The organism is Paraburkholderia terricola (assembly GCF_003330825.1).
Taxonomy (GTDB): domain Bacteria; phylum Pseudomonadota; class Gammaproteobacteria; order Burkholderiales; family Burkholderiaceae; genus Paraburkholderia; species Paraburkholderia terricola.
The window spans coordinates 3167575-3191887 of the sequence record NZ_CP024941.1; the positions used below are offsets into that span (position 1 = coordinate 3167575).

General features: G+C 64.2%; 21 protein-coding genes and 2 tRNA genes. 11 read left to right on the top strand and 12 right to left on the bottom strand.

What is annotated here, in order from left to right; genetic code table 11:
* Window positions 1-32 precede the first annotated feature (32 nt).
* Complete coding sequence (locus CUJ90_RS14125; protein WP_114163080.1) at window positions 33-1229, top strand: pyridoxal phosphate-dependent aminotransferase; 1197 nt, start codon at window positions 33-35, stop codon at window positions 1227-1229.
* Window positions 1230-1417: 188 nt separating this feature from the next.
* Here the strand turns inward: CUJ90_RS14125 and CUJ90_RS14130 are convergent, their stop codons facing one another.
* Window positions 1418-2602, bottom strand: a complete 1185-nt coding sequence (locus tag CUJ90_RS14130) for a lytic transglycosylase domain-containing protein (protein ID WP_083083272.1) — start codon at window positions 2600-2602, stop codon at window positions 1418-1420.
* A gap of 608 nt (window positions 2603-3210) precedes the next feature.
* On the opposite strand from CUJ90_RS14130, the gene CUJ90_RS14135 reads away from it, so the two are divergent.
* On the top strand, window positions 3211-4779 hold the full coding sequence (locus CUJ90_RS14135; protein WP_114163081.1) for a UbiD family decarboxylase: 1569 nt from the start codon (window positions 3211-3213) through the stop codon (window positions 4777-4779).
* Between the two features lie 52 nt (window positions 4780-4831).
* Entirely contained in the window at window positions 4832-5512 is a 681-nt protein-coding gene (locus tag CUJ90_RS14140; protein ID WP_073427069.1) for a LysE family translocator, read from the top strand.
* Window positions 5513-5596: 84 nt separating this feature from the next.
* Here CUJ90_RS14140 and CUJ90_RS14145 read toward each other — a convergent pair whose 3' ends face one another.
* Together CUJ90_RS14145 and CUJ90_RS14150 are read right to left on the bottom strand one after the other, a co-directional pair.
* Window positions 5597-6562 (bottom strand): threo-3-hydroxy-L-aspartate ammonia-lyase, encoded by a 966-nt coding sequence (locus tag CUJ90_RS14145; protein WP_073427068.1) that lies wholly within the window; start codon window positions 6560-6562, stop codon window positions 5597-5599.
* Window positions 6563-6793: 231 nt separating this feature from the next.
* On the bottom strand, window positions 6794-7114 hold the full coding sequence (locus tag CUJ90_RS14150) for a hypothetical protein (protein ID WP_073427067.1): 321 nt from the start codon (window positions 7112-7114) through the stop codon (window positions 6794-6796).
* Window positions 7115-7890: 776 nt separating this feature from the next.
* Here CUJ90_RS14150 and CUJ90_RS14155 point away from each other — a divergent pair.
* From CUJ90_RS14155 to trmB, 5 genes are all read left to right on the top strand, one after another.
* On the top strand, window positions 7891-8811 hold the full coding sequence (locus CUJ90_RS14155; RefSeq protein ID WP_114163082.1) for a Rossmann-like and DUF2520 domain-containing protein: 921 nt from the start codon (window positions 7891-7893) through the stop codon (window positions 8809-8811).
* Window positions 8812-8961: 150 nt separating this feature from the next.
* The gene (locus CUJ90_RS14160) at window positions 8962-9282 is read left to right on the top strand and encodes an EthD family reductase (RefSeq protein WP_073427065.1); all 321 of its coding nucleotides are present in this window, start codon (window positions 8962-8964) and stop codon (window positions 9280-9282) included.
* A 221-nt stretch (window positions 9283-9503) separates the two neighbouring features.
* Window positions 9504-10067 carry a YggT family protein gene (locus tag CUJ90_RS14165; RefSeq protein WP_073427064.1) on the top strand — a complete coding sequence of 188 codons (564 nt, stop codon included), beginning with the start codon at window positions 9504-9506 and terminating at the stop codon, window positions 10065-10067.
* 80 nt (window positions 10068-10147) lie between these two features.
* Window positions 10148-10221 (top strand) — tRNA-Gly (locus CUJ90_RS14170).
* A 582-nt stretch (window positions 10222-10803) separates the two neighbouring features.
* On the top strand, window positions 10804-11583 hold the full coding sequence (gene trmB / locus CUJ90_RS14180) for a tRNA (guanosine(46)-N7)-methyltransferase TrmB (RefSeq protein WP_073427063.1): 780 nt from the start codon (window positions 10804-10806) through the stop codon (window positions 11581-11583).
* Window positions 11584-11681: 98 nt separating this feature from the next.
* On the opposite strand, the gene CUJ90_RS14185 is transcribed toward trmB, so the two are convergent.
* From CUJ90_RS14185 to CUJ90_RS14195, 3 genes are all read right to left on the bottom strand, one after another.
* Entirely contained in the window at window positions 11682-12518 is an 837-nt protein-coding gene (locus CUJ90_RS14185) for an undecaprenyl-diphosphate phosphatase (protein ID WP_073427062.1), read from the bottom strand.
* A gap of 82 nt (window positions 12519-12600) precedes the next feature.
* Complete coding sequence (locus tag CUJ90_RS14190) at window positions 12601-13194, bottom strand: DUF1439 domain-containing protein (protein ID WP_073427061.1); 594 nt, start codon at window positions 13192-13194, stop codon at window positions 12601-12603.
* 55 nt (window positions 13195-13249) lie between these two features.
* Complete coding sequence (locus CUJ90_RS14195; protein WP_244219927.1) at window positions 13250-13585, bottom strand: YkgJ family cysteine cluster protein; 336 nt, start codon at window positions 13583-13585, stop codon at window positions 13250-13252.
* Between the two features lie 252 nt (window positions 13586-13837).
* Between CUJ90_RS14195 and CUJ90_RS14200 the strand changes: the two genes are divergently transcribed.
* Both CUJ90_RS14200 and CUJ90_RS14205 read left to right on the top strand, forming a co-directional pair.
* Window positions 13838-13922, top strand: a tRNA-Leu gene (locus CUJ90_RS14200).
* A 337-nt stretch (window positions 13923-14259) separates the two neighbouring features.
* Complete coding sequence (locus CUJ90_RS14205; RefSeq protein ID WP_114163571.1) at window positions 14260-15888, top strand: methyl-accepting chemotaxis protein; 1629 nt, start codon at window positions 14260-14262, stop codon at window positions 15886-15888.
* Between the two features lie 229 nt (window positions 15889-16117).
* Here the strand turns inward: CUJ90_RS14205 and CUJ90_RS14210 are convergent, their stop codons facing one another.
* Window positions 16118-17503, bottom strand: coding sequence for an amino acid permease (locus CUJ90_RS14210; RefSeq protein WP_114163572.1), 1386 nt, complete (start codon window positions 17501-17503; stop codon window positions 16118-16120).
* A gap of 212 nt (window positions 17504-17715) precedes the next feature.
* On the opposite strand from CUJ90_RS14210, the gene CUJ90_RS14215 reads away from it, so the two are divergent.
* Complete coding sequence (locus tag CUJ90_RS14215; protein WP_114163083.1) at window positions 17716-18672, top strand: alpha/beta fold hydrolase; 957 nt, start codon at window positions 17716-17718, stop codon at window positions 18670-18672.
* A gap of 80 nt (window positions 18673-18752) precedes the next feature.
* On the opposite strand, the gene CUJ90_RS14220 is transcribed toward CUJ90_RS14215, so the two are convergent.
* The 5 genes from CUJ90_RS14220 to gsiB form a co-directional block, all read right to left on the bottom strand.
* Complete coding sequence (locus CUJ90_RS14220; RefSeq protein WP_114163084.1) at window positions 18753-19586, bottom strand: M55 family metallopeptidase; 834 nt, start codon at window positions 19584-19586, stop codon at window positions 18753-18755.
* Window positions 19583-20731: a DmpA family aminopeptidase gene (locus CUJ90_RS14225; protein WP_114163085.1), complete on the bottom strand. Its 1149-nt coding sequence runs from the start codon at window positions 20729-20731 to the stop codon at window positions 19583-19585. Before CUJ90_RS14225 ends, CUJ90_RS14220 begins: the two co-directional genes overlap by 4 nt.
* The gene (gene gsiD / locus CUJ90_RS14230; protein WP_114163086.1) at window positions 20728-21633 is read right to left on the bottom strand and encodes a glutathione ABC transporter permease GsiD; all 906 of its coding nucleotides are present in this window, start codon (window positions 21631-21633) and stop codon (window positions 20728-20730) included. The genes CUJ90_RS14225 and gsiD overlap by 4 nt, the downstream gene beginning before the upstream one ends.
* Before the next feature lie 7 nt (window positions 21634-21640).
* Complete coding sequence (gene gsiC / locus CUJ90_RS14235) at window positions 21641-22561, bottom strand: glutathione ABC transporter permease GsiC (protein ID WP_073427228.1); 921 nt, start codon at window positions 22559-22561, stop codon at window positions 21641-21643.
* A gap of 125 nt (window positions 22562-22686) precedes the next feature.
* Window positions 22687-24249, bottom strand: coding sequence for a glutathione ABC transporter substrate-binding protein GsiB (gsiB, locus tag CUJ90_RS14240; protein ID WP_114163087.1), 1563 nt, complete (start codon window positions 24247-24249; stop codon window positions 22687-22689).
* Window positions 24250-24313 lie beyond the last annotated feature (64 nt).

Genomic DNA, 24313 nt, shown 5'->3' on the forward strand with positions numbered 1-24313 from the left:
CCCGCCCTTGCTTCTGAACTGGATTTGATCGTATGAACTCCGTGACCGAACCCTTGGTGCGGCTTGCTGCGCGCGTCGACGCCATCCAGCCTTTCTACGTGATGGAACTGGCCAAGGAAGCCGCGCTCCTCGAGCGCGACGGGCGCGACATCATTCACATGGGAATCGGCGAACCCGATTTCACCGCGCCCGAGCCGGTCATCGAGGCGGCTGCGAGCGCGTTGCGCCGCGGCGTCACGCAATACACCAGCGCGCTCGGCCTGCATGCGCTGCGCGAGGCGATTTCCGCGCATTACGCCGAGGTCCATGGCGTGAGCGTCGATCCGGCGCGGATCGTCGTCACCGCCGGTGCTTCGGCGGCATTGCTGCTGGCTTGCGCGGCACTGGTCGATCGCGACGACGAAGTGCTGATGCCCGACCCCTGCTATCCGTGCAACCGTCATTTCGTGATCGCCGCCGAAGGCAAGCCGGTCATGGTGCCGAGCGGCCCAGCCGAGCGTTTCCAGCTGACCGCCGCGGACGTCGAGCGCCTGTGGAACGAGCGCACCCGTGGCGTGCTGCTGGCGTCGCCGTCGAACCCCACCGGCACGTCGATCGAACCGGCCGAACTGGAACGCATCGTCAAGGCGGTGCGGGCGCGCGGCGGCTTCACGATCGTCGACGAGATCTACCAGGGCCTGAGCTACGACGCGAAGCCCGTGTCGGCGCTCTCGTTCGGCGACGACGTGATCACCGTCAACAGTTTCTCGAAGTACTTCAACATGACCGGCTGGCGTCTGGGCTGGCTGGTGGTGCCGCCCGGCATGGTCGGCGCGTTCGAAAAGCTCGCGCAAAACCTGTTCATCTGCGCGTCCGCGCTCGCCCAGCATGCGGCGCTAGCGTGCTTCGAACCGGAAACGATCGCGATCTACGAAGCGCGGCGGCTCGAATTCAAGCGCCGCCGCGACTTCATTGCGCCGGCCCTGGAATCGCTCGGCTTCTCGGTGCCGGTGATGCCGGACGGCGCGTTCTACGTGTACGCCGATTGCCGCACGGTCGCGCATCCGGCGGCCGGCGACAGCGCGGCGCTCACCAGGGCGATGTTGCACGATGCGGGCGTGGTGCTGGTGCCGGGCATGGACTTCGGCACGCACGCGCCGAAGCAGTACATCCGGCTGTCGTACGCAACCGCCTATCCGAAACTGGAAGAAGCGGTCGACCGGTTGGCGAGGCTCTTCGGGTTACATTGACCGGAAAAAGCGGCACGCCGCGCGGGTCACGGCCGACAGGAGCCAGGGGCCGTATGAGTCATATGAGCCATCAGCCGCGGCCAGCCGAACCAAACGCCGTTCCCCAAACGCAAAAAGGACACCTCGTCGGGTGTCCTTTTTCGTAACCATCGCTGTCGCAATACGCGATCAGCGTAACGCCGTGAACCTCAGGCGCCCATCTCCGAAGCCGATGCCACATGCTTGGGCGCATTCGAGCTGGCGTCGTCCTGCTCGGAAACCGGCGTCTTCGGCGCTGCCGCGCTCAGCGGACGACTGCCTTCCAGCGTCACCTGCACGCGCTTGCCGTTGTTCGTGCCAGCCGCGGCAGGCGCATTGTTCGAGGCTGTCAGGACCGGCGCCTGCGGGGCATTGACCGGCACCTTGCGGCCGCGCGCCACGTCGCGCAGCCGGCCGCGCTCGGCCATCACCTTGGCGCCGTAACCGCCGTCGTCCTGCGAGGTCGAGCCGACGTACAGGCGCAAGCCGCCCGGCAGCGAACCGCCGCGCGCGATGCAGTCCTTCAGCACCAGCGCGCCCACCTTGATGTTCGCGACCGGTTCGAGCGCCGCGCTCTGCCCGCCGAAATACTGGAACTTGTCCGAATGCACCTTGGACATCACCTGCATCAGCCCTTGCGCGCCGACGCCGCTCTCAGCGTAGGGATTGAAGCCCGATTCGATCGCCATCACCGACAGCAGCAGGAGCGGATCGAGACCGACTTCGCGGCCGGTGTCGAACGCGGCCTTCACGAGCTCGCTCACCGGCTCTTGCGCCACGCGATAGCGGCGCGCGAGGTACGACGCCACCAGATCCTGCTCGCGAGTCGAGATGAGCACACGGTCGTCGCGTGCGTCGGCCGAGACGCGCTGCGACGGAATCAGCTCCGCCAGCGCGGCGACGCTGTGCATGGTGCGCGGGTCGAGCCCGTTCAGCGCGGCCACGCCCATGCCGGCCGAGCCCGTGCCGTCAAAGGCGCCGTCGTAGCCGGTATTGCTGGTGCTCACGATGGTGTTGGCGTTGCTCGCCCCGCCGATCGCGTCGGCAGCGCCCGAATTCGCGGACAACGAGTCGTCGGAAGCCGCGCTTCCAGCCGGTCCGAAGGCCGGCAGCGGATGGCCCTGCAGCAGACGTGCGGGACCGGCTTGCACAGCGGCGGAAATGACCGGCATCAGCTTGGCGGCCACGGTGCCGCGCCAGGCGGCCGGCATCAGCCACAGCGCGAGCGCCACCACGACGGCGATACCGCCGACGATGCTGAACAGGTGATGACTCATTCGGGTCCCGCGACGCAGCACACCGCGCACAACTTGCGCGATACGCTCATCGGGACGCCACGATAACCAGGCGTTCATTCAGATCTCCCATGTTGCATGATCCGCGAACTCCGCCAGTTCAACAGGCGGTAACACACATTCGCAGAGTCAAGACGTCGCGTGCTCTGTCTGGTTCGGCCAGCAGCGGCGTCGGGAAAACGGCACATACCGTTTGTGGGGAGCCATCCTGGAAAGAGCCCGCGGCATACCAAAAAGCAGGCGGGCGGCGGCTCCCACGCGAAAAACCAGCGTCAGTCGGACGCTGGCGAGGACTTCAACAAGGCCGTCAGATACCGTGCAGGGGGTCGGCAAAACGGTGACGCGTTGCGTCTGATGGGACCGGGGGCAGTGGTAAAAAGGTTCACGCCCTGCAACCAACGTGGACGGATTCTATTCAGCGTTTTATAGATCGTCAACACTATAGATAGGCAAAAGTATAACTAATTGTAATAATGAAAGGCGCTTAGGCCACTCAAAACCGCGCGCCAAGCCCTTCTCGATCTATCTCGATTCTCTCGTTCGAACCTGGCCGTTTGGCCAATCCACGTGCGTCAGCCAACACAGGTAAAATCGACAATTGTTTTGGTGCCGCAAATGCTTGCCGCGCCCTCCTTTTTCGCCGCTTGCGCGGCTCTGAACCGCAACAGATGAAATACAAAGACCTGCGCGATTTCGTCGGCCGCCTGGAACAGATCGGTGAACTCCGCCGTATCTCGCAAAACGTCTCCCCCGTCCTGGAAATGACCGAGATATGCGATCGCGTGCTGCGCGCCGGGGGCCCGGCCGTGCTGTTCGAGAGCAGGCAGCGGCATGCGTTTCCCGTGCTCGGCAACCTGTTCGGCACCCCGCGCCGCGTCGCGCTCGGCATGGGCATCGACACGCAAGCCGGGGAAGGCGACGGCGCCGCACTCGAATCGCTGCGCGACGTCGGCCGTCTGCTGTCCGCATTGAAGGAACCGGAGCCGCCGAAAGGATTCAGGGATGCCGGCAAGCTCTTCTCGCTCGCGAAGGCGGTTTGGGACATGGCGCCCAAAACGGTGAGCGCGCCGCCCTGCCAGGAAATCGTCTGGGAAGGCAACGATGTCGACCTGGAAAAACTGCCGATTCAGACCTGCTGGCCGGGCGATGCCGGCCCGCTGATCACATGGGGTCTTACCGTCACAAAAGGCCCGAATAAGAGCCGACAAAATCTAGGCATATACCGCCAGCAACTGATCGGCCGTAACAAACTGATCATGCGCTGGCTTGCGCACCGCGGCGGCGCGCTCGATTTCCGCGAGTTCGCATTGCGCAATCCTGGCAAGCCCTATCCGGTGGCCGTGGTGTTGGGCGCCGATCCGGCGACCATCCTCGGCGCGGTCACGCCGGTGCCGGACACGCTGTCCGAATACCAGTTCGCCGGGCTGCTGCGCGGCGGGCGCACCGAACTCGCGAAGTGCATCACGCCAGGCGTCGACGGTTTGCAGGTTCCGGCGCGCGCGGAGATCGTGCTCGAAGGCTTCATCCATCCGCAGGAAGGCACGCCCTCGGCCGCTCCCGCAGGTGCTCCGCCGCGTCCGGCCAAGGGCGCGTCGGCCGGCTATGAACATGCGCTGGAAGGTCCATACGGCGACCACACCGGCTACTACAACGAACAGGAGTGGTTTCCCGTCTTCACGGTCGAGCGCATCACCATGCGGCGCGACGCGATCTACCACTCCACCTACACCGGCAAACCGCCCGATGAACCGGCCGTGCTCGGCGTCGCGCTCAACGAAGTGTTCGTGCCTCTGCTGCAGAAGCAATTCACCGAGATCACCGACTTCTACCTGCCGCCCGAAGGTTGCAGCTACCGGATGGCGATCGTGCAGATGAAAAAGAGCTATCCCGGCCACGCCAAGCGCGTGATGTTCGGCGTGTGGAGCTTCCTGCGGCAATTCATGTATACGAAATTCATCGTCGTGGTCGACGAGGACGTGAACATCCGCGACTGGAAGGAGGTGATCTGGGCGATCACCACGCGCGTCGACCCGTCGCGCGACACGGTGCTGGTCGACCGCACGCCGATCGACTACCTGGATTTCGCCTCGCCCGTGGCCGGGCTCGGCTCGAAGATGGGACTCGACGCAACGAACAAATGGCCCGGCGAAACCGATCGCGAATGGGGCCGCCCGATCGTGATGGACGACGCGGTCAAGCAGCGCATCGACACGCTGTGGAACGAGTTGGGCCTGTAGGGCGATCGGTACAACAAGACTGAATAACGAAGCTGACGGAGCCGTTGCGCGGATGCATGCCTTTTCAATGATGTCGGACGGTTTTTTCCTGTCCTTGTCGCTGTGCCTGGATATCGGTCTCGTGAACGTCGCCATGATTTCGCTGACGCTGTCGCACGGCTTCAAGCCGGGCTTCTGGCTGGGCCTCGGTTCCTGCATCGGCGATCTGATTTACGCGGCGCTCGCGCTCGCGGGCATGGCCGCGTTGTTGCAGTTCGAGTCGGTGCGCTGGGTGGTGTGGATCGGCGGCGCGGCGATCCTGCTTTTTCTGACGTGGAAGATGGCGCGCGAGGCGATGTTCCCGGCCTCGGCGCCGCCCGTGGCCGGCGAGGCGGATGCCGATGCGCCGCATCTGTCAGCGTGGCGCGGTTTTCTGCGCGGCGTATTGCTGGCGATGTCGTCGCCCTCGGCGATTCTGTGGTTCGCGGCGGTGGGCGGCGCATTGATCGCGAAAGCCGGCGCCACGAGCGCGACGACCGCGCCGGTGTTTTTAGGCGGCTTCTTTCTCGGCGGTCTGTGCTGGACGGTCTTTATCTGCGGACTCGGCAGCCACGGGCGCAAACGCGCCGGCACCGGTTTGCTGCGCGCCTGCCATGTGCTGTCGGCGCTGCTGTTCGCGTACTTCTCGTATAGCGTGATCGTCAACGGGTATCGCGATCTGATCGTGCAGACCGCGCACGCGGCAAGCTCATAAAGACGGTTCGCAGCCGAGGCTGACGAGCCGTCCTCGCTTTAGATGCAGCAAGCGTGGCAGCGGAAGCCTGCTCACGAACGAGGCTCAGGCGAGAAACTGCGCGAGCTTCTCGAGATCGACGTTGCCGCCGCTCACCACCACGCCCACGCGTTTGCCCTTCACCGGAACGACGCCGTTCAGCACCGCGGCTGCGGCGAGGCAGCCCGTCGGCTCGACCACCATCTTCATGCGCTGCGCGAAAAAACGCAGGGTCTCGATCAACTGCGCGTCGCTGACCGTTTCGATTCGCGCGACCAGTTTGCGGATGATCGCAAACGTGTAATCGCCCAGATGCGTGGAAGCGGCGCCGTCGGCGATCGTGCGCGGCGCGTCGATATGCACGATCTCACCGCGCGCGAGCGATTGCTGACCGTCGTTGCCCGCCTCGGGCTCGACGCCGATCACCGTGCACGCCGGACTCAGCGCCGCCGCCGACAACGCGCTGCCGCCGATCAGCCCGCCCCCGCCGAGGCAAACGAACAGCATGTCGAGCGGGCCGGTTTCATCGATCAGCTCTTTCACCGCCGTGCCCTGCCCTGCGATCACATGCGGATGGTCGTATGGCGGGATCAGCGTCATGCCGCGCTCTTCGGCGAGCCGCCGGCCGATCTCCTCGCGATTCTCGGTATAGCGGTCGTAGGTGATCACCTCGCCGCCATAGCCTCGCGTCGCCGCCACCTTGGCCGCGGGTGCGTCGTGCGGCATCACGATCGTCGCCTTGATGCCCGCGAGGCGCGCCGACAGCGCGATCGCCTGCGCATGATTGCCCGACGAATACGTCAGTACGCCGGCCTTGCGTTGCTCCGCGTCGAAATGCGAAATCGCGTTGTAGGCGCCGCGAAACTTGAACGCGCCCATGCGCTGAAAGTTTTCACATTTGAAGAACACCGACGCCCCGGTGCGCTCGTTGAACGTGCTCGAAGTCAAAACGGGGGTGCGGTGAGCGACGCCCTCAAGACGCACAGCGGCGTCGAGTACGTCGTCGAAGGTGGGAGCGGGAAGCGCTTGCATCGGCGAAACTCTCCAGAGCGGTGGCGAAGCCGCCATTCTCCCAGCTTCGACAATGCTTTGGAACGTGAACCGCGCGATGATCTTTTACCTGGGCCGGCGGCGCGAAACACCGCGAGCGCGGACTCAAGGCTTCATCGCTGCAACAACTCAAAAGGCCCGCATAAAAACAAACGGCGTAACCCGGCGATCAAGCCGGCGTTACGCCGTTGGCACATTCCGTTGTTGCCGCGATCAATGACGATAGTAGCCGCGACCGTGCCCGTAATAACCACCATAACCACCGCGGTAGTAGCCGCGGCCATAGTAAGGACGACCGTAGCCGTAGTACCCGCCACCCACCACCACAGCAGGGGGCGGGCCGTAGACCACAGGCGGCGCGTACACCACCGGCGGGGGCGGCGCGTAATAGACAGGCGGCGGTGCGGCATAGACCGGGTACGCCGGCGCGATCGGCACCCCGATGCCGATACCCACGGAAACATGCGCCTGCGCGGCGCCGACAAGCCCCGCGCCGAGCGCGGCGGCAACGACAAACGGAACGATCTTTTTCACTTCTATTCTCCTGGCGCGGCCCACTGTGGTCGCCGACTTCGCATGCCTTGCATGCTACAAAATCAATGTATCGAAAAAGATCGCATAGCGCTGTTTGCATTTGTTGCAAATTGCAATTCGCGGCAAGGAGCGGCTCTGGCGGCCTGCGTTGCCCGCAACAGGCGGGCCGCGCGGTGAGTTGCCCACCAAGGGATTGCATGTCTTCTTAACGCGCGCCGATCAATAGCTTTTCCACCGCGCCGCCCCGGCCGACCGGCAACCGGTAATCTTTGATTACAAATTAGATTCAATCCGACGCCCAAAACCCAAAATGCCCGACGCAATCGCGCCGGGCATTCCCTGGCTGTCGAGACGGTGCTATTTCAACCGACTTTCACATAGACGAATTCGCGGGACACGCTGGGTGGAACATACGCGCCGCTGATCCGCACGCGCGGCGTAAGACGCTTTTTCTGTTCCCACCAACGGCGGCGCTGCGCATGTGTCAGGAACCGCAAGTGTTTTCGGTAAGAAAAAATGCTCATGGTGACCTCCCGAATCTGACTGCGAGACAAATACCCGGAACAACAACTGCGAAACCGGTTCATGGTCCAATCTCATGGTCCACTTTAAGCAGTTTGCGAGCCCACCGGGTGCGCGCCGCCCGATGAGCGCTCAGCCACGCCATATCGGGCGCGAACTGATCAGAGGAAAGCCGGCACGGCCATGCCGCAGGGCGGACGGATGCGCGATACTGCGGCATTCCCTTCAAACGTCCCAGTCTGGAGCAGGCACCCATGTCCCAGTCTTCTTTGCCGCGTCTCGGCTTTATCGGTGCGGGCCGCCTCGCGCGTTGTCTCTCGCTCGGTTTTTCACGCGCCGGCTATCCGGTCACCGCGGTGGCGAGCCGCACCGCGGCTTCGGCCGGCCGGCTCGCCAGTCAAATCGGGCAGTGCGCGGCGTTCGACGATCCCCAACGGGTGGTCGACGCCGCGGACATCGTCTTTTTAGCCGTTCCCGACGACAGCATCGGTACGTCAGCGCACACACTGCGGTTCAGGCCGCACGGCCAGGCGCTCGTACATTGCAGCGGCGCATCGCCGGTCGAACTGCTGACGCCGGCGCGCGATCAGGGCGCGGCGGTCGGGGGCTTTCATCCACTGTACCTGTTTGGCGGCGATCTCGCCGACCTCGACCGGATCGCCGGCTGCTCGGTCACGATCGAGGCCGACGAGCCGTTGAAGGGCTCGCTGACGGCGCTCGCCGTCGCGCTGGGCTGCCATCCGCTGTCCATTCCGGCGGGCGGCCGCATGCTGTATCACGCCGCCGCGCACTATGCCGCGAGTTTTGCGCTGTGCAGCCTCGCCGAATGCGTCGCGCTGTGGCGCACGCTGGGCTTTGCCGAAGACGACGCGCTGCGCGCGCTGCTGCCGATGCTCGCCGGCACCATTGAAACCGCACGCGACAAGGGTTTGCCCAACGCGCTCGCGGGCCCGGTGTCACGCGGCGACACGGGCGTCGTGCGCAAACAGCTCGCGCTGCTCGAAGGCTTCGGCGGCGACCATGCGGCGCTGTACGGCTTGCTGTCGCGGCGCGCGGTCGAACTCGCCCGACGCCGCGCCGCGCCGCCCGCCGCGATCGAAGCGATCGCCGAGGCCGTGGAGGAATCGCTCACCCGCTCCCTAAATGCGGCTGCGGCAGGTGCAAGCGTCAAGTAAGCCGTGATAATGTGACGTCCGGCGCCGCGCGCAATCCGCCAGCGACGCGCTTAGGGGCCGGCTTAGGGACCAAGTTAGGGACCAGGTTAAAGACAGGTTAAGCACCACGCTCAGGGACCAGGCTTCGGCATCAACAGACGAGAACCAACAATGATCAAGGTCAGCATCCTTTATCCGTACCGGGAAAACGGCCATTTCGACGTGAACTATTACTGCGTCACGCACATGCCGCTTGCGGCGAAACTGTTTGGGCGGTCGCTGAAGGGCTGGTCGGTCGACGTCGGCATCAACGCGGGGCCGCCGGGCACGCCGCCGCCGTATGTCGCGGCAGGCCACTTTCTGTTCGACAGCGCGGATGATTTCTACAAGGCGTTCAAGCCCGCTTCCGAGCAACTGGTCGCGGACATCCCCAATTACACCGATGCTGGCAACGGCACGATCCTGATCAGCGAGATCAAGGTTTCGGCTTGATGTCGAGCGGCTTGGGTCGGGTCGCGACGCGCTGGTTCGACGTTGAACACGACTCGCGAGGCGCTGAATCGGAGCGCCGCGCGATTGCTTGAGAAAGACGCTTGACGCGCCGCTCCCGCGAGAAAGCGCTTGAACCCAAATGAAACCGCCGGCGCGTCGACGGACAGCGCCGGCACCCCGCGGCCGGTGGACGGCCGCTATTCGAAGGATAAGGACACGAGATGTTTGGCGATATCGCCCGCTTTTTACTCAATACCATCTTCACGCTGTTCGGCGCCGCCCTGCTGCTGCGCGCATGGCTGCAAGTCGTGCGCATGCCGCCCTACAACCCGGTCACGAACGCCGTGCTGCAAGCCACCAACTGGATCGTGCTGCCGCTGCGGCGCATTCTGCACAGCACGCGCAACGTCGACTGGGCGAGTATCGTCGCGGCTCTGCTTGCGGCGATCGTCTATGTGGTGCTGATGGTGGTGCTCACCGGCGCCGATCCGCTCACGCTCGCGCCGACGCTGCTGATCGTCGCCGTGCTGACGCTCGTCAAGTGGGCGCTGAATCTGATCATCTGGTTGACGATCCTGATGGCGTTGCTGTCATGGCTCAATCCGCGCTCGCCGGCCATGCCGATCCTGTATCAACTGACCGCGCCGTTTCTGAATCCGCTGCGCCGCGTGATGCCGCAACTCGGCGGCATCGACCTCTCGCCGATCCTGCTGTTCGTGATCGTGCAGGTGCTGCTGATGGTGGTGACGCGCGCGGCCGTTCAGTTGACTTACTTCGTGATCTGAAGGCGCTCGCTGCGCCAGTGAAAGCGGGCGGCGGCGCGATTTGCGCTAACCGCCTGTTCCCGAGTAAAATAGCGCGCTCTGCGGGCGTCGTATAATGGTAATACCCTAGCTTCCCAAGCTAGAGCCGTGGGTTCGATTCCCATCGCCCGCTCCAGATACTTTCCATCCCGCCTGGTGACGAACCAGATAGACAGATAGAAACCAGGCGGCCACGCGAAAGAATCTGCATCTACCGCATGTCCCGCCTGTTGCATCCTCTTGCGCTTGTCACTCAAAAAGAATCAGCGTTTTTCAGCATCTCAAACCCACTGATTCACTTCCCATAACCGGCGAGCAAACGCGGCATTGTGATACCGGCCGAGAACATAGCGAATGCCGCCGCGGCATTCTTCCACCGCATTCCCAAACGATTTTTCTCCCTCGGGATTCAACGCATATTGCGCCGGCAATAACTGATAAAGCCCGCGTGCCGAAGACCTCGGATTGCGTGATCCCACTTACGGATGGCCATGACGGTGACCAAAACGTCATCATGCCGGCGATGCCGAAGCCAGCCGCAAGCACCCTCGTCTGGACGCCGCCTTTTGGGTTGTGCTACCTTACGCGCACTTGCAACGCCCGCTCCACCTTCCTGCTAAGCCTCGAGCCTCTAGCGGAATCCAGCACGAGCCGCCTCGATGAAGGCGGCTTTTTTGTAGTGGCGGCGCGAAGCCCTCACCTTGTAGCAGTCTCGACAATGATCCACGATCCAAACGACGCCGGCTTGCCCGACGAACTCACGACGCCCGCGAGCGAAACCGACGGCCAATCCGCCGGCGACACGCTGCAACAGGAAGCCCCGCACCGGCGCCGTATCCGCAGCTTTGTCACGCGCGCCGGCCGCGTCTCGACCGGCCAGCGCCGCGCGATGGATGAACTCGGTCCGCGTTTCGTGGTTCCGTTCGCCCCGCAGCAACCCGACTGGAACAGCGTGTTCGGCCGTGAAGCGCCGCGTGTGCTGGAAATCGGCTTCGGAATGGGCGCGACCACCGCGGAGATCGCCTCGCACCGTCCCGACGACGACTTCCTCGGCGTCGAGGTGCACGAGCCAGGCGTCGGCGCGTTGCTCAAGCTGATGGGCGAGCAGCAGTTGTCGAACATCCGCATCATTCAGCACGACGCGGTCGAAGTGCTCGAACAGATGATCGCGCCGGACAGCCTCGACGGCGCGCACATCTTCTTTCCCGATCCGTGGCACAAGGCGCGTCATCACAAGCGCCGGCTGATCCAGCCGAAATTCGTCGCCTTGCTGGTTTCGCGCCTGAAGCCTGGCGCGTATCTGCATTGCGCGACCGACTGGCAAAACTACGCCGAACAGATGCTGGAAGTGCTAAGCGCGGAGCCCGCGCTCGAGAACACCGCCGACGGCTACGCGCCGCGCCCCGAGTATCGTCCCGTGACGAAGTTCGAACGCCGCGGGCTGCGGCTCGGACACGGCGTCTGGGATCTGGTGTTCCGTAAACGCGGCGCGCTCTGATCGCTACTCGCCTCGCAAGCTGCAACGAAAAAGGTCCGCAAACGCGGACCTTTTTTCATGGCACTCATGGCACTCATGGCAACGGGGTTAAGACAAACTCAACTGGTCCAGCTCAACGCGCCGCTATAGCCGACCAGCAAGATCAACAACCCGAAGCCGATCCGATACCACGCGAAAGCGGTGAAATCGTGCGCGGCGACATAGCGCAACAGCCAGCGCACGCAGGCGAACGCGCTGATGAAGGCCGCCACGAAACCGATCGCCAAGGTGCCGAGCACATCCGCGGACAGCAGTTGCCAGCCTTTGTGGAGCTCGTAACCGGTCGCGCCGAACATGATCGGAATCGCGAGGAAGAACGAGAACTCCGTGGCGACCCGCCGGTCGAGCCCGAACAGCATTCCGCCGATGATCGTCGAGCCCGAGCGCGAAGTGCCTGGAATCAGCGCGAAACATTGAGCCAGGCCCACTTTCAGCGCATCCAGCGCGGTCAGATCGTCCACGCTCTGCACGCGCGCCGCCCTCTCGCCTTGCGCGCGCTGGCGCGCTTCGGCCCACAGGATCACCACCCCGCCCGCCACCAGCGCGAACGCGACCGGCACCGGCGAAAACAGCGCGGCCTTGATGGACTTTTCCAACAGCAAGCCAAGCACAATTGCCGGAATCGTCGCGATGATCACGTTCAGCGTGAAGCGGCGCGCATCGGGTCGGCTCGGCAAGCCGACCACCACACTGACGATGCGGCGGCGGAACTCCCAGCACACGGCGAGAATCGCGCCGAGCTGGATCACGACATCGAAGGTTTTCGCGTGTTCATCGGTGAAATTGAGCAGACTGCCCGCGACGATCAAGTGGCCGGTGCTCGACACCGGCAAGAACTCCGTCAACCCTTCGACGACGCCCAGAATCAGCGCCTTGCAAGCCAATAGCCAGTCCATCCGTGCCCCTCATCGCTGTATGTAGATAGTTGGAACAAGGGCCGCACGATAACGCTGCGGCCCTGACGACCGCGCGCTTGCGTCATTTCTCGACGATTTGCACACGTATGCCGTTTGTAAGGATGGTGATTGTACCGGGTTCGTAATTCACACCGGCGAATTGCAGTTGTTCGGGCTTGAAAGTGTAGATCGGATAATTGGTCAGCAACTGCGTGGCGAGCAGTCCCGCCGCGGCGTTGATCTGCTGCGTGTAGGCCTGCGCCTGTCCGGTCACGCTGACGTTGTCGACGTTCGGCGACTTCAGCACGACCGACTTGCTGGCGGCATCGTAAGCGAGTTCGCTGGAAAGCGTGAAGACGCCGTCGACCGGCTGCGGCATGAACGGACTCGCGAAGCGCGCGTCGAGCTTCACCGAAACGCGGTTCGCATCCGGCAGAAGGCCGACCACCGGATGCGTCAGCACGACATCGAACACTTGCGACACCGTGCGCTGATACGGAAACTTGCGCTGCACCGCGTCTTGCACCTGCTGCTGCGAAAACGTGTAGTGCGACGGGATGAACGGAAAGATCGATGCGGCGCAGGCTGCCAGCGACACAGTGATGCCAAGCGCGCCGCAGCCTGTCAGCGCTGCGAGCAGGAAGCGGCGCCGGGTCGGCGCAGCGGATCGGGTCATGCGAAATCTCCTTGTGGAAGCTTTTTCTGACATCGGTTGCGGCGCGCCGTTCGCGCTATCGGCGTGCCGACGCTTGCGCTTGCGGCTGAGTTTGCGTTTCGAGCCGGGTTAGCCACGCGAGTGCTTCGTCGCGGTTCGCGCCACACATTTCCGTCTGCGGTTGCAGGCCCGAACAGCAGGCCGGCCGCTCCGGCTGCCCGAAGATCGCGCAGCGCAAATCGTCACCGAGTTGCACGCAGCGCACGCCCGCCGGCTTGCCGTTCGGCATGCCCGGAATCGGACTCGAAATCGACGGCGCGATACAGCACGCGCCGCAATCGGGTCGGCAGGCGTGACCCGCCACATGAAACGGGGATTTGCACTTCGCAACGGTGTTTGGCACATCTTTCACGGCATTTTTCCTGACACTCGACAACACGCAATGCATAAGCAGAACCGCATTGTGCCATCGCATTCCGTGCGGGCTTTTGCATAATTGCGTGCGTATGGCATCCGCTTCACCGATACGTTCGAGCCTGAACGGGAACGCTTGCGTGAAGGCTTCGCGCGAACCCAAAGCGGCCGGCTTGCCCGTCGCCGGATTTTCGGCCATAATCTGCGTCTTCGCCGCGCGCCATGTTCCAGCGCGTGCGCTGCAAGATCTGCCCAGGTGGTGAAATTGGTAGACGCAGGGGACTCAAAATCCCCCGCCGCAAGGCGTGCCGGTTCGATTCCGGCCCTGGGCACCAAACAAAATCCAAGCGTTAGCATCCCCCGCTATCCTTCAGTACCCAATCCCGCGAAATCCCTCCATTCGCGGAAAAATTCCCCAAGCTTGTCACACCGCCACACGTCGATGCTCAACGCGTCCTTCGGCAATCGCAATCAGCTTCTGATCGAGCGTTCGAAACCGCAAGAAGTCCCACCGCGGGTTTAACTCTAGAAACTTTATTCCCGCCGCGCCGATAACGCGGACAGGAACCGTTTGCCAGTCAGTCCGCCGGCAAATCGGCCGCGCTGGTTTCGAGTGCCGCATTGCGCGGCGCCGCGGCGCGAACTTCACCAACCTCGATGAAGAAGGCGCAGATGCGAAAGCTCCGTTTCACGCAGAAGTTATGGCTGCCGCTGCTGATCAGTCTCGTTGCGTTGCTGGCGGTATCGGTATTCGCCGCCTGGCAATCGCGCGAGACCCGCATCGAGGAGCGCAAGCACGATCTCATGAACGTCGGGCAGGTCGGCGTGAGTATCGTCAAGGAATATGCGGCGCTGGCGCAAGGCGGAGCGATGTCCGATGCGGACGCGCAAAAGCAGGCGCTCGCCCGGCTGCGCGAGATCCGCTATGGCGAGGACGGCTATTTCCTCGTGATCAACTCGAAGCCGCGGATGGTCATGCACCCCATCAAGCCGGCGCTCGAAGGCCGCGACCTCGCCGCAACGGCCGATGCCGACGGCCGTCACCATTACGTGAGCTTCGCCTCGGTGGCGCAGGCGCCCGAAGGCGGCTTCGTGGATTACGTGTTTCCGCACCCGAACGTGACGCCGGTGAAGGCGGTCGCCAAGATCGGCTACGTGCTGCGCTACGCGCCGTGGGACTGGATCATCGCGACGGGCGCCTACGTCGACGACATCGACGCCGCTTTCATGCGCTCGCTGTGGATGCTGGGCGCGATCTTCGTCGGCATCTCCCTGCTGCTGGTGGCGCTCGTCACCGTGACGAACCGCAGCATCCTCCGCACGATCGGCGGCGATCCGGCCTACGCGGCGGAGGTCGCCGAGGCGATCGCGTCCGGCGATCTGACCGTTGCGATCGCCACGCGCAGCGGCGACACGTCGAGCCTGCTGCACGTGATGCAGCGCATGCGCGACGCGCTCACCGGCACGATCCGCCAGATCAAGCGCGCCTCCGACAACGTCGCGTGCGGCGCGAACGAAATCGCGAACGGCAACGCGGACCTGTCGGCGCGCACGGAGAACCAGGCGGCGTCGTTGCAGGAAACGGCTTCGAGCATGGAACAGATGACCGCGATGGTCCGGCAGACCGCGGAGCACGCGCGCACCGCCAGCGAACTCGCGGCCAACGCGGCGCACATCGCCAACCGGGGCGGCGACATGATCACCGAGGCCGTCGGCGCGATGAAGGACATTTCGAGCGAATCGGGGCGCATGGTCGAGATCATCGCGACGATCGAAGGCATCGCATTCCAGACCAATATCCTCGCGCTCAACGCGGCCGTCGAGGCGGCGCGCGCGGGCGAGCAGGGCCGTGGATTCGCGGTCGTCGCGAGCGAGGTGCGCAGTCTCGCGCAACGCAGCGCGACCGCGGCGAAGGAAATCCGCGAGCTGATCAGCCATGCGGTGGAACGCGTCGGCAGCGGCGCGACGCTGGTCGAAAGCACCGGCTCGACGATCGACGACGCGCGAGACGCGATTCTGCGCGTGACCGGCGTTGTGCAGGAGATCGCGGCGGCGGCGGCCGAGCAGAGCGCGGGCATCGATCAGGTCAATCTCGCGGTCACGCAGATGGACAGCATGACCCAGCAGAACGCGGCGCTCGTCGAAGAAGCGGCGGCCGCGGCGCAGTCGCTGAAGGAGCAGGCGCTGCATCTGCAGCACACGGCCGCGGCCTTCCGGCTCGATACGCGCGACGTCGGCGAGGAAGCCGGGAGCGAACCCCAGGCAGCGCCGCGCCGCGCGCGCGAACCGGCGTTCGCGTGAGCGCCGGCTGCGCGTCGCGCCGGTCGTTCGCGGATCGGCTCCGTTCCACGCGGAGGCGGCAAGCCATCATGCGAATTCAAAGCGGCGCGCCCTCCGAATCCGCTATGTCAGCGCGCAAATAAAAACCGCTCCCGCAGCCGTTTCAGCGGCATGCGTGGAGCGGCTTGGATCGCGCCACGCCTGCGCCGACGTGAGAGCGCAACACTCGCCGCCCCCACCGCCGCGAGCTTTATCGCTCGGCCATTCGCGCGCCGACAAGCATCGCCGCGCGCCGGCGCTTGAACACATAGCCGCCCCACATCACGACCAGCCACGCGGGCACGAGCCACACCGCAGCCGACAGGCCCGGCGTCATCGCCAGAATCACGAGGATCATCGCCATGAAGGCGAGGCAGATCCAGTTGCTGACCGGAAACCAGAACGACTTGAAGACGAGCGTCTCGCCCGCCGCCATCATCGCCTTGCGCGACTTCAGATGCGTCAGGCTGATCAACGCCCAGTTCAACACCAGCGCGGCCACCACCAGCGCCATCAGCAGGCCGAGCGCTTCAGCGGGAATCAGATAGTTGAGAATCACGCAGGTGAACGTGGCGAGCGCCGACAAACCGATCGCCATATACGGCACGCCGCGCCGGTCGACCTTCATGAGCACACGCGGCGCGTTGCCCTGCTCCGCGAGACCGTAGAGCATGCGGCTATTCGCATACACGCCGCTGTTGTACACGGACAGCGCCGCCGTCAACACGACGACGTTGAGGACGTTCGCGGTCAGTGTCGAGCCGATCTGCGAGAAGATCATGACGAACGGGCTGCCGCCGGCCGCGACCTGGTTCCACGGATATAGCGAGAGCAGCACTGTCAGCGAGCAGATGTAGAAAATCAGAATCCGGTAGATCACCTGATTCACGGCCTTCGGAATGCTCTTCTGCGGATCGGCGGCTTCGGCCGCCGTGATGCCGATCAGTTCGAGCCCGCCGAACGAGAACATGATGACGGCCAGCATCATGAAGAGGCCTTGAAACCCGTGCGGGAAAAAGCCGCCGTGGCTCCAGAGATTGGCGAGCGAGGCTTGCGGGCCGCCGCGTCCGCTGATGAGCAGATAGCCTCCGAACGCGATCATGCCGATCACCGCCACGACCTTGACGATCGAAAACCAGAACTCGGTTTCGCCGTAGGCTTTGACGTTGGCGAGATTGATCGCGTTGATCAGCGCGAAGCACACCAGCGCCGACACCCAGATCGGCACACCGGGCCACCAGTAATGGACGTAGGTGCCGACCGCGGTCAGCTCGGCCATGCTCACGAGCACGTACAGCACCCAGTAGTTCCAGCCGGACAGAAAGCCGGGAAAGTCGCCCCAGTACTTGTACGCGAAGTGGCTGAACGAACCGGCAACCGGTTCCTGCGCGACCATCTCGCCCAACTGCCGCATGATCATGAAGGCGATGACGCCGCCGATCGCATAGCCGAGAATCATCGACGGGCCGGCTGCCTGAAGCACGCTGGCCGAGCCGAGAAACAGGCCGGTGCCGATCGCTCCACCCAGCGCGATCAACTGGATGTGGCGATTCTTGAGCCCGCGCTTCAGGCCGTCCTGCTGTTGTGCACTATTCAAATTGCGCCCCAGTGTATGGATTTCGATCACCCGGACAGACTCGTGGTCCGTCCCGGCAGAACCAAAAATTTTACCGTGACCGAAAGGGCCTAAATACTGGGAGCAACCCGCGCCCGGTTCCGCACCTTACTGACGTGCAACGATATTGATTGACACCGCGAGCCGCTTCGGTATGTTGCGCTAGTCGAGGTTTCAGCCTTCGGAGATTCAACATGTCGCCCAAACGCCTGCTCCGCGCCGCTGCTTTGTGTCTCTGTTTCGCTGGGGCGGGTGCGCTCGCGCAAAGCACGGCGCCTGCGGCGTCACTCATCATGGCGCCCGATGCCAAGCCGGCCAGCGCACCGGGCACGGCAGTTCCGGATCAAGCGGCGCCCACCGCAGCATCTGCGCCGGCGGCGACCGACGCGCCAACCGCGCCGCCCGCCACGCCTTTCTCCACAGTCCCAACGCCGTCCGCCGCGCCGATGACCGGCCCCGTGCGCAATGTGGTGCTGGTGCACGGCGCTTTCGTCGACGGCTCAAGTTGGAACGGCGTCGTCGCGAAACTGCAGCAGAAGGGTTATCACGTGAGTTCGGTGCAAAACCCGCTCACCTCGCTCGCCGACGATGTCGCCGCCACACGCCGCGTCCTCGCGCGCCAGGACGGCCCGACCATGTTGGTCGGACATTCATGGGGCGGCGTCGTGATTACCGAAGCGGGCGCGAATGCGCCGAACGTCGCTGGCCTCGTGTATGTCGCGGCGATCGCGCCGGACTTGCACGAGTCGACCGCCGATCTGATGAAGCGCGCCGCGCCGATGCCGGCAGGCAAAGGCATCACCACGGACGCGAGCGGCTTTCTCTGGCTCGACCGCGCGAAATACCGCGCCGACTTCGCCGCCGATGTGCCCGAAAACCTGACACGCGTGCTCTCCGCCGCGCAGCAGCCGATCGCCGCGAAGGCGTTCGGCGAAACGGTCAGCCAGGTGGCGTGGAAGGAGAAACCGTCGTGGTACGTGTTGACCACGAAGGACCGCGCGGTATCGCCGGACGTCGAAAAATTCATGGCCGAGCGGATGGGCGCCAAAGTCGTGCCGATGGCGTCGAGCCACCTCGCACCCGTGTCGCATGCGGGTGCGATCGCCGACGTGATCGATCGCGCGGCGCGGGAGTTGAGCCGGCAGCAATAGCCGGCCGATAGCGAAGGATTATGTGGCGGCAGGAATCGGTGGTTGCGAGCGCTCGGGCAAAACAAACGACCGTTGCCCGCCTAACGCAGCATGAACGACATCGCCGACAAACAATTCAGCATCCGCACCGCATCTTCCGCCGACGCCGCATCAAAACGCAGCGTGACGGCATCGACACGCGTGAGCGTCGGCCATTGGCAAAACAGATCGGCGAGCGCGGTGGTTTGCACACGCAGTTCACACTCGACGGGTTTCGCCCCGGCGCGCGTGGCGTGCGGCGCATGACCCTCGGCGAGATGCTGCCGCACCACTTCGCGCGCGGCCGTTCCGATCGCATCGCGCGCGTTGGCCGGGCTTTGCGTGACGCCGCTGGCATGCCCCGTCGCGCTCTTCGTCACGACGAAGCGCGCGCGCGGAAAACGCGGCGCGGTTTCCTCGGCAAAAACGTCGTCGCCGGATAAAAGCGCCACACGTGCGCCATATTCTTCGGCCAGCGCGCCATACAAACCCGCCTCGCCCACTTCGACGCCGTTCAGCGAAACCCGCGCGAACGCGAAGCTGTTGATCGTATGCGCGAGGATGCCGCGCGCTTGCGACTTTGCGTGATAGCCGATCATGAACACGAGCGCCGCGCCGTATTCGAGCCCGGCCATCATGCCGAGCGTGCGCGGCTTGCCGAGCACCACCTGGGCGCGTGCGTCGAGCAGATCGGGCAACAGGTTGCGAAAGCCGCCGTGCGAATCGTTGACCCATACCTGGGTCGCGCCGCCGGCGAATGCGCCTTCGATCGCGGCGTTGGCTTCGAGCGTCATCCAGCGGCGCGCGGCTTCGTATTCGCCGTTGCCCGCGCGCGTTTGCTCGGGATGGAACACGCCGGCCACGCCTTCTATGTCGGCGGAAATGAGGACTTTCATCGGGAAGATTGCTTGAGGAGTTGAGCGAGATCGGGGACGCTGTCGTGCAGCGAGAGCCGCTTGCGGCCGTCGCGGCCCGTCACGGAAGTGGCGCGCCATAAGGCATCGACGATTGCCTGCTCGGCGCTGTCCGCGCAAGCCTGGAACAGTGGATCGAGGCACGCGTCGGCGAGTAACGGCGGCAGCGTGACGAAGTCGGCATCATGCGGCACGGTATAGGCGGTTGAAAACGCCAGCGCGATGTCGCCGCTGCCGTGACCGTAGACGGAGCCGGTTCGCGCAAGACCGGCTGCGGCGCGCAACGACAGACGCTTGAGTTGCCGCGCGTCGAGCGGTGCATCGGTGGCGACGATCATGATGATCGAGCCTTGCTCGGGTTTTGCTATCGGCGCTGTCGCGGCGTTCGTGTTCGCGGCGCAGCCGGCGCCGGCCGCATCGACGGCATCGGCGGCTTTCGCCGCGCGCTCCGCCAGCACACGACCAAGCGCCGCGCCGTCGATTGTCAGCATCGGCAACCGGCCGAAGTTCGCCAACACGAGCGCGCCGACCGTATAGCTGTGACCGGCCACCTCGATCACGCGCGATGCGTTGCCGATTCCGCCCTTCAGATCGAAGCACGACATGCCCCGCCCCGCGCCGACCGAGCCGCTCGCGACATGTGTGCTTGCGGCATCGAATGCGTCGTCGAAATGCCGTTCGTGGACGGCCAGCGCCTGGATATCGTTCAGGTATCCGTCGTTGCATTCGAACACCAGCGGATTGACCGTCGGCCACTCGCGCCCGATTCGCGGATTGGCCTTGATCGCCGCGCGAATCTGCGCCTGTGCGAGCGCCGCGACGCCGAAGGTATTGGTCAACGCAATCGGCGTTTCGAGCACGCCGAGTTCCTCGACCTGCACGAGTCCGATGCTTTTGCCAAAGCCGTTGACCACCGACGCCGCCGCGGGCACCTTGTGCAGAAACGGATCGCCGCGATGCGGACGAATCACGGTCACGCCGGTTTGCACGGCGCCGTCGTCGAGCGTGCGGTGACCGACCGTGACGCCATCGACATCGGCGATCGTGCCCAGCGGACCGCTCGTCAATACGCCGATATGCGGCGCGCCTTCGCCCACGTTTCCGCCCACGTTTTCACCCACACTCATGCGCGATCCAGCTTCGGATCGAGCGCGTCGCGCAAGCCGTCGCCGAGCAGGTTGAACGCCAGCACCGTCAGGAAAATCGCGAGACTCGGAAACAGCGCGATATGCGGCGCGGTCACCATATCGGCGCGCGCTTCGTTGAGCATCGCGCCCCACTCGGGCGTCGGCGGCTGCGCGCCGAGTCCGAGAAACGACAGGCTCGCCGCCGTGATGATCGAGGTGCCGATGCGCATGGTGAAGTACACCACCACCGACGAAATCGTCCCCGGCAAGATGTGACGCACGATGATCGTCCAGTCCGACGCGCCGATGCTGCGCGCCGCCTCGATATACGTGAGCTGCTTGAGCATCAGCGTATTGCCGCGCACGAGCCGCGCGAACGCGGGAATGCTGAAGATCGCCACCGCGCAGATCACGTTGATCATGCCGTTGCCGAGAATCGCCACCACGCCGATCGCCAGCAGAATGCCGGGGAACGCGAACAGCACGTCGGCCACGCGCATCGTGATGCGATCCCACCAGCCTTCGTAGTAACCGGCCAGCAGCCCGAAGAACGTGCCGATCACCGCACCGATCGCCACCGACAAAAAGCCGGCTTCGAGCGAGATGCGCGAGCCCGCCAGAATGCGGCTGAAAATATCGCGGCCCAGCGAATCGACGCCGAACCAGTGCGCCGCGGAAGGACCCGCGTTCAACGCGTCGTAGTCGAAGAAATTTTCCGGGTCGTACGGCACGATGTGCGGCGCCGCGAGCGCGACCACGATCAGCAGCAATACGAAGATGCCTGCGGCGAGCGCCACGCGCTGCTTACGGAATTTGCGCCAGAACTCGCTCCACGGCGTGCGGATCGCGCGTTCTTCGTTGAGGGACTTGGCCGCATTCGGCTCGGTGGCTGTCGTGCTCATGCGGGCCTCACTTGAAACGGATGGTCGGATTGATCACGGCGTACAGCACGTCCACGATCAGGTTGATGATGATGAATTCGAGCGAGAACAACAGCACCTCGGCCTGAATCACCGGGTAGTCGCGCATCGACACGGCGTCGACCAGCAGGCGTCCGAGGCCCGGCCAGTTGAACACGACTTCGACCACGATCGAGCCGCCCAGCAGAAAGCCGAATTGCAGACCCATCATCGTGATCACGGGAATCATCGCGTTGCGCAGGCAGTGCTTGACGATCACGAGCCGCTCGGGCACGCCCTTGGCGCGCGCGGTGCGCACGAAGTCCTCGTTCATCACTTCGACGAACGACGCGCGCGTGAAGCGCGCCATCACCGCCGCGACGGCCGCGCCGAGCGTGAGCGAGGGCAGCACGTAGCTCTGCCACGAACCGTCGCCGACGATAGGCAGCCAGCCGAGCTTCACCGAAAAGATTTCCATCAGCAGCATGCCGAGCGCGAAAGCGGGAAACGAAATACCCGATACCGCGAGCGTCATGCCGAGCCGATCGGGCCAGCGGTTGCGCCACACCGCCGAGACGATGCCGATGGCCATGCCGAGCACGACCGCCCACACCATGCTGGCGAGCGTGAGCCACAGCGTCGGCATGAAACGCTCGGCGATTTCCTGGCTCACCGGCCGCTTGCTGCGCGTGGAGGTGCCGAAGTCGCCTTGCGCGATCCTCGCGAAGAAGTGGGCGAACTGCTGCGGCATCGGCTTGTCGAGGCCGAGGTCGGCGCGCACCAGCGCGACGGTCGCCTCGTCCGCGTCGGGACCGGCGGCGAGCCGCGCCGGGTCGCCGGGCAACAGATGCACGAACAGGAACACCAGCACGGCGACGATGAAGAGCGTCGGCAGCAGGCCAAAGAGACGTTTGACGATGAAGTTCAGCATGAAACCCAATCCGGCAATGATGCGGGCAACGAGAAATCGTTCTGTGCGACGGGCCGCCGTTCGTCCAGCGTTCCGGTGTATTTCAGCGAATACGCCGGAGCGGAACGGTCAGCCCGTCGCGCGAATCACTTGATCGCGATCTCGTCGAAATTGAACGAGCCGTCCGGCGCGACATACGCACCCGACAGACGCTTGCTGCGCGCGTACACGACCTTCTCCTTCACGAGGAAAATCCACGGCGCGTCGGCCCAGATGCGCTTTTGCGCATCCGCGTAAAGCGACGTCTTTTGCGCGCGGTCGGTGGTTTCGAGCGCCTGCTTCAGATCGCTGTCGACAGCGTCGTTCTTGTAGTACGCGACGTTCATCATCTTCGGCGGGAACGAGACCGAGCCGAGCAGCGGCGTGATCGCCCAATCCGCTTCACCCGTCGACGACGACCAGCCCATGTAGTACATCCGCACCGGCGCCGTGACCGGGTCTTGCGCGCTCTCCACCCGCGCCACGCGCTGGCCCGCCTCGAGCGCCTCGATCTGCGCCTTCACGCCGACTTGCGCCAGTTGCTGCTGCACGAACTGGATCACCTTCTGTGCGGTCGAGTAGTTATAGGCCGACCACAGCGTGGTTTCGAAACCGTTCGGATAGCCCGCTTCCTTCAGCAGCGCGCGCGCCTTGGCCGGGTCATAAGGCCAGGGCCCGAGCTTCGTCGCGTAATCGACGCCTTCCGGCACCACGCCGTCGGACGGCGTCGCATAGCCGGCGAACACGACCTTCGTCAGCGCTTCCTTGTTGATCGCGTAGTTCAGCGCTTCCCGCACCTTCGGGTTGTCGAACGGCTTCTGGTTCACGTTCAGGCTGATGTAGCGCTGAATGATCGAGGGCGACGCGATCAGATCGACCTTCGGACTCGACTGCAATTGCGCGGCCTGTTCGAACGGCACCTGGAAGGCGAAATCCGCTTCGCCGGTGCGCATCAGCGCGGCGCGCGTGTTGTTGTCGACCACCGGCTTCCAGTCGATCGCGTCGATCTTCGGGTAGCCCTTCTTCCAGTAGCCGGCGAACTTCTTCACCGTCAGATCGCCCGCCGGGTCCCACTTCACGAATTCGAACGGACCCGTGCCGACCGGATGGAACGCGACGTCCTTGCCGTACTTCTTCAGCGCGTCCGGCGAAATCATCACCGCCGACGGATGCGCCAGCACGTTCACGAATGCCGAGAACGGCGCCTTCAGGGTGATCTTCACCGTGTACGGATCGACCACTTCGGTCTTCTCGATACGGTTGAACATGTTGTAGCGCTTGAGCTTGTTCGCCGGATCGATCACGCGGTCGAAGTTCGCTTTCACCGCGGCGGCGTTGAAGTCGGTGCCGTCCTGGAACTTCACGCCCTGGCGCAGCTTGATCGTGTAGACGCGCGCATCCGGGCTCGCCGTGTAGCTGTCGGCGAGCACGTTGACGAGCTTCATGTCCTTGTCGAAGCCGAACATGCCCTGATAGAACGACTTGGCGACGGCTTGCGAGAGCGTGTCGTTGGAGTCGTACGGATCGAGCGTCGTGAAGGTGGAGGCGACGGCCATCACAGCCGTGGTATCGGCGTGCGCCGCGTTGCCCGCGAGCATCGCGAACACCACCGCGCAGCCGCTGACCAGCGCGCGCAAACGAAACGGAGAAGACGGGACCAGCAGGTTCATGAGTTGGCTCCAGGCTGCGAAATGAAACAGGTTGAGGTGCTGCGAGAAAGGTCTGGTACGTCGG

Coding starts and splice junctions, on each gene's coding strand:
- CUJ90_RS14190 (WP_073427061.1), bottom strand. CDS start 13,194: ATGACCCGATCCGCTGCGCCGACCCGGCGCCGCTTCCTGCTCGCAGCG.
- CUJ90_RS14205 (WP_114163571.1), top strand. CDS start 14,260: ATGCGAAAGCTCCGTTTCACGCAGAAGTTATGGCTGCCGCTGCTGATC.
- CUJ90_RS14160 (WP_073427065.1), top strand. CDS start 8,962: ATGATCAAGGTCAGCATCCTTTATCCGTACCGGGAAAACGGCCATTTC.
- CUJ90_RS14140 (WP_073427069.1), top strand. CDS start 4,832: ATGCATGCCTTTTCAATGATGTCGGACGGTTTTTTCCTGTCCTTGTCG.
- CUJ90_RS14130 (WP_083083272.1), bottom strand. CDS start 2,602: ATGAACGCCTGGTTATCGTGGCGTCCCGATGAGCGTATCGCGCAAGTT.
- CUJ90_RS14215 (WP_114163083.1), top strand. CDS start 17,716: ATGTCGCCCAAACGCCTGCTCCGCGCCGCTGCTTTGTGTCTCTGTTTC.
- gsiB (WP_114163087.1), bottom strand. CDS start 24,249: ATGAACCTGCTGGTCCCGTCTTCTCCGTTTCGTTTGCGCGCGCTGGTC.
- CUJ90_RS14165 (WP_073427064.1), top strand. CDS start 9,504: ATGTTTGGCGATATCGCCCGCTTTTTACTCAATACCATCTTCACGCTG.
- trmB (WP_073427063.1), top strand. CDS start 10,804: ATGATCCACGATCCAAACGACGCCGGCTTGCCCGACGAACTCACGACG.
- CUJ90_RS14145 (WP_073427068.1), bottom strand. CDS start 6,562: ATGCAAGCGCTTCCCGCTCCCACCTTCGACGACGTACTCGACGCCGCT.
- gsiC (WP_073427228.1), bottom strand. CDS start 22,561: ATGCTGAACTTCATCGTCAAACGTCTCTTTGGCCTGCTGCCGACGCTC.
- CUJ90_RS14135 (WP_114163081.1), top strand. CDS start 3,211: ATGAAATACAAAGACCTGCGCGATTTCGTCGGCCGCCTGGAACAGATC.
- CUJ90_RS14220 (WP_114163084.1), bottom strand. CDS start 19,586: ATGAAAGTCCTCATTTCCGCCGACATAGAAGGCGTGGCCGGCGTGTTC.
- gsiD (WP_114163086.1), bottom strand. CDS start 21,633: ATGAGCACGACAGCCACCGAGCCGAATGCGGCCAAGTCCCTCAACGAA.
- CUJ90_RS14185 (WP_073427062.1), bottom strand. CDS start 12,518: ATGGACTGGCTATTGGCTTGCAAGGCGCTGATTCTGGGCGTCGTCGAA.
- CUJ90_RS14225 (WP_114163085.1), bottom strand. CDS start 20,731: ATGAGTGTGGGTGAAAACGTGGGCGGAAACGTGGGCGAAGGCGCGCCG.
- CUJ90_RS14125 (WP_114163080.1), top strand. CDS start 33: ATGAACTCCGTGACCGAACCCTTGGTGCGGCTTGCTGCGCGCGTCGAC.
- CUJ90_RS14155 (WP_114163082.1), top strand. CDS start 7,891: ATGTCCCAGTCTTCTTTGCCGCGTCTCGGCTTTATCGGTGCGGGCCGC.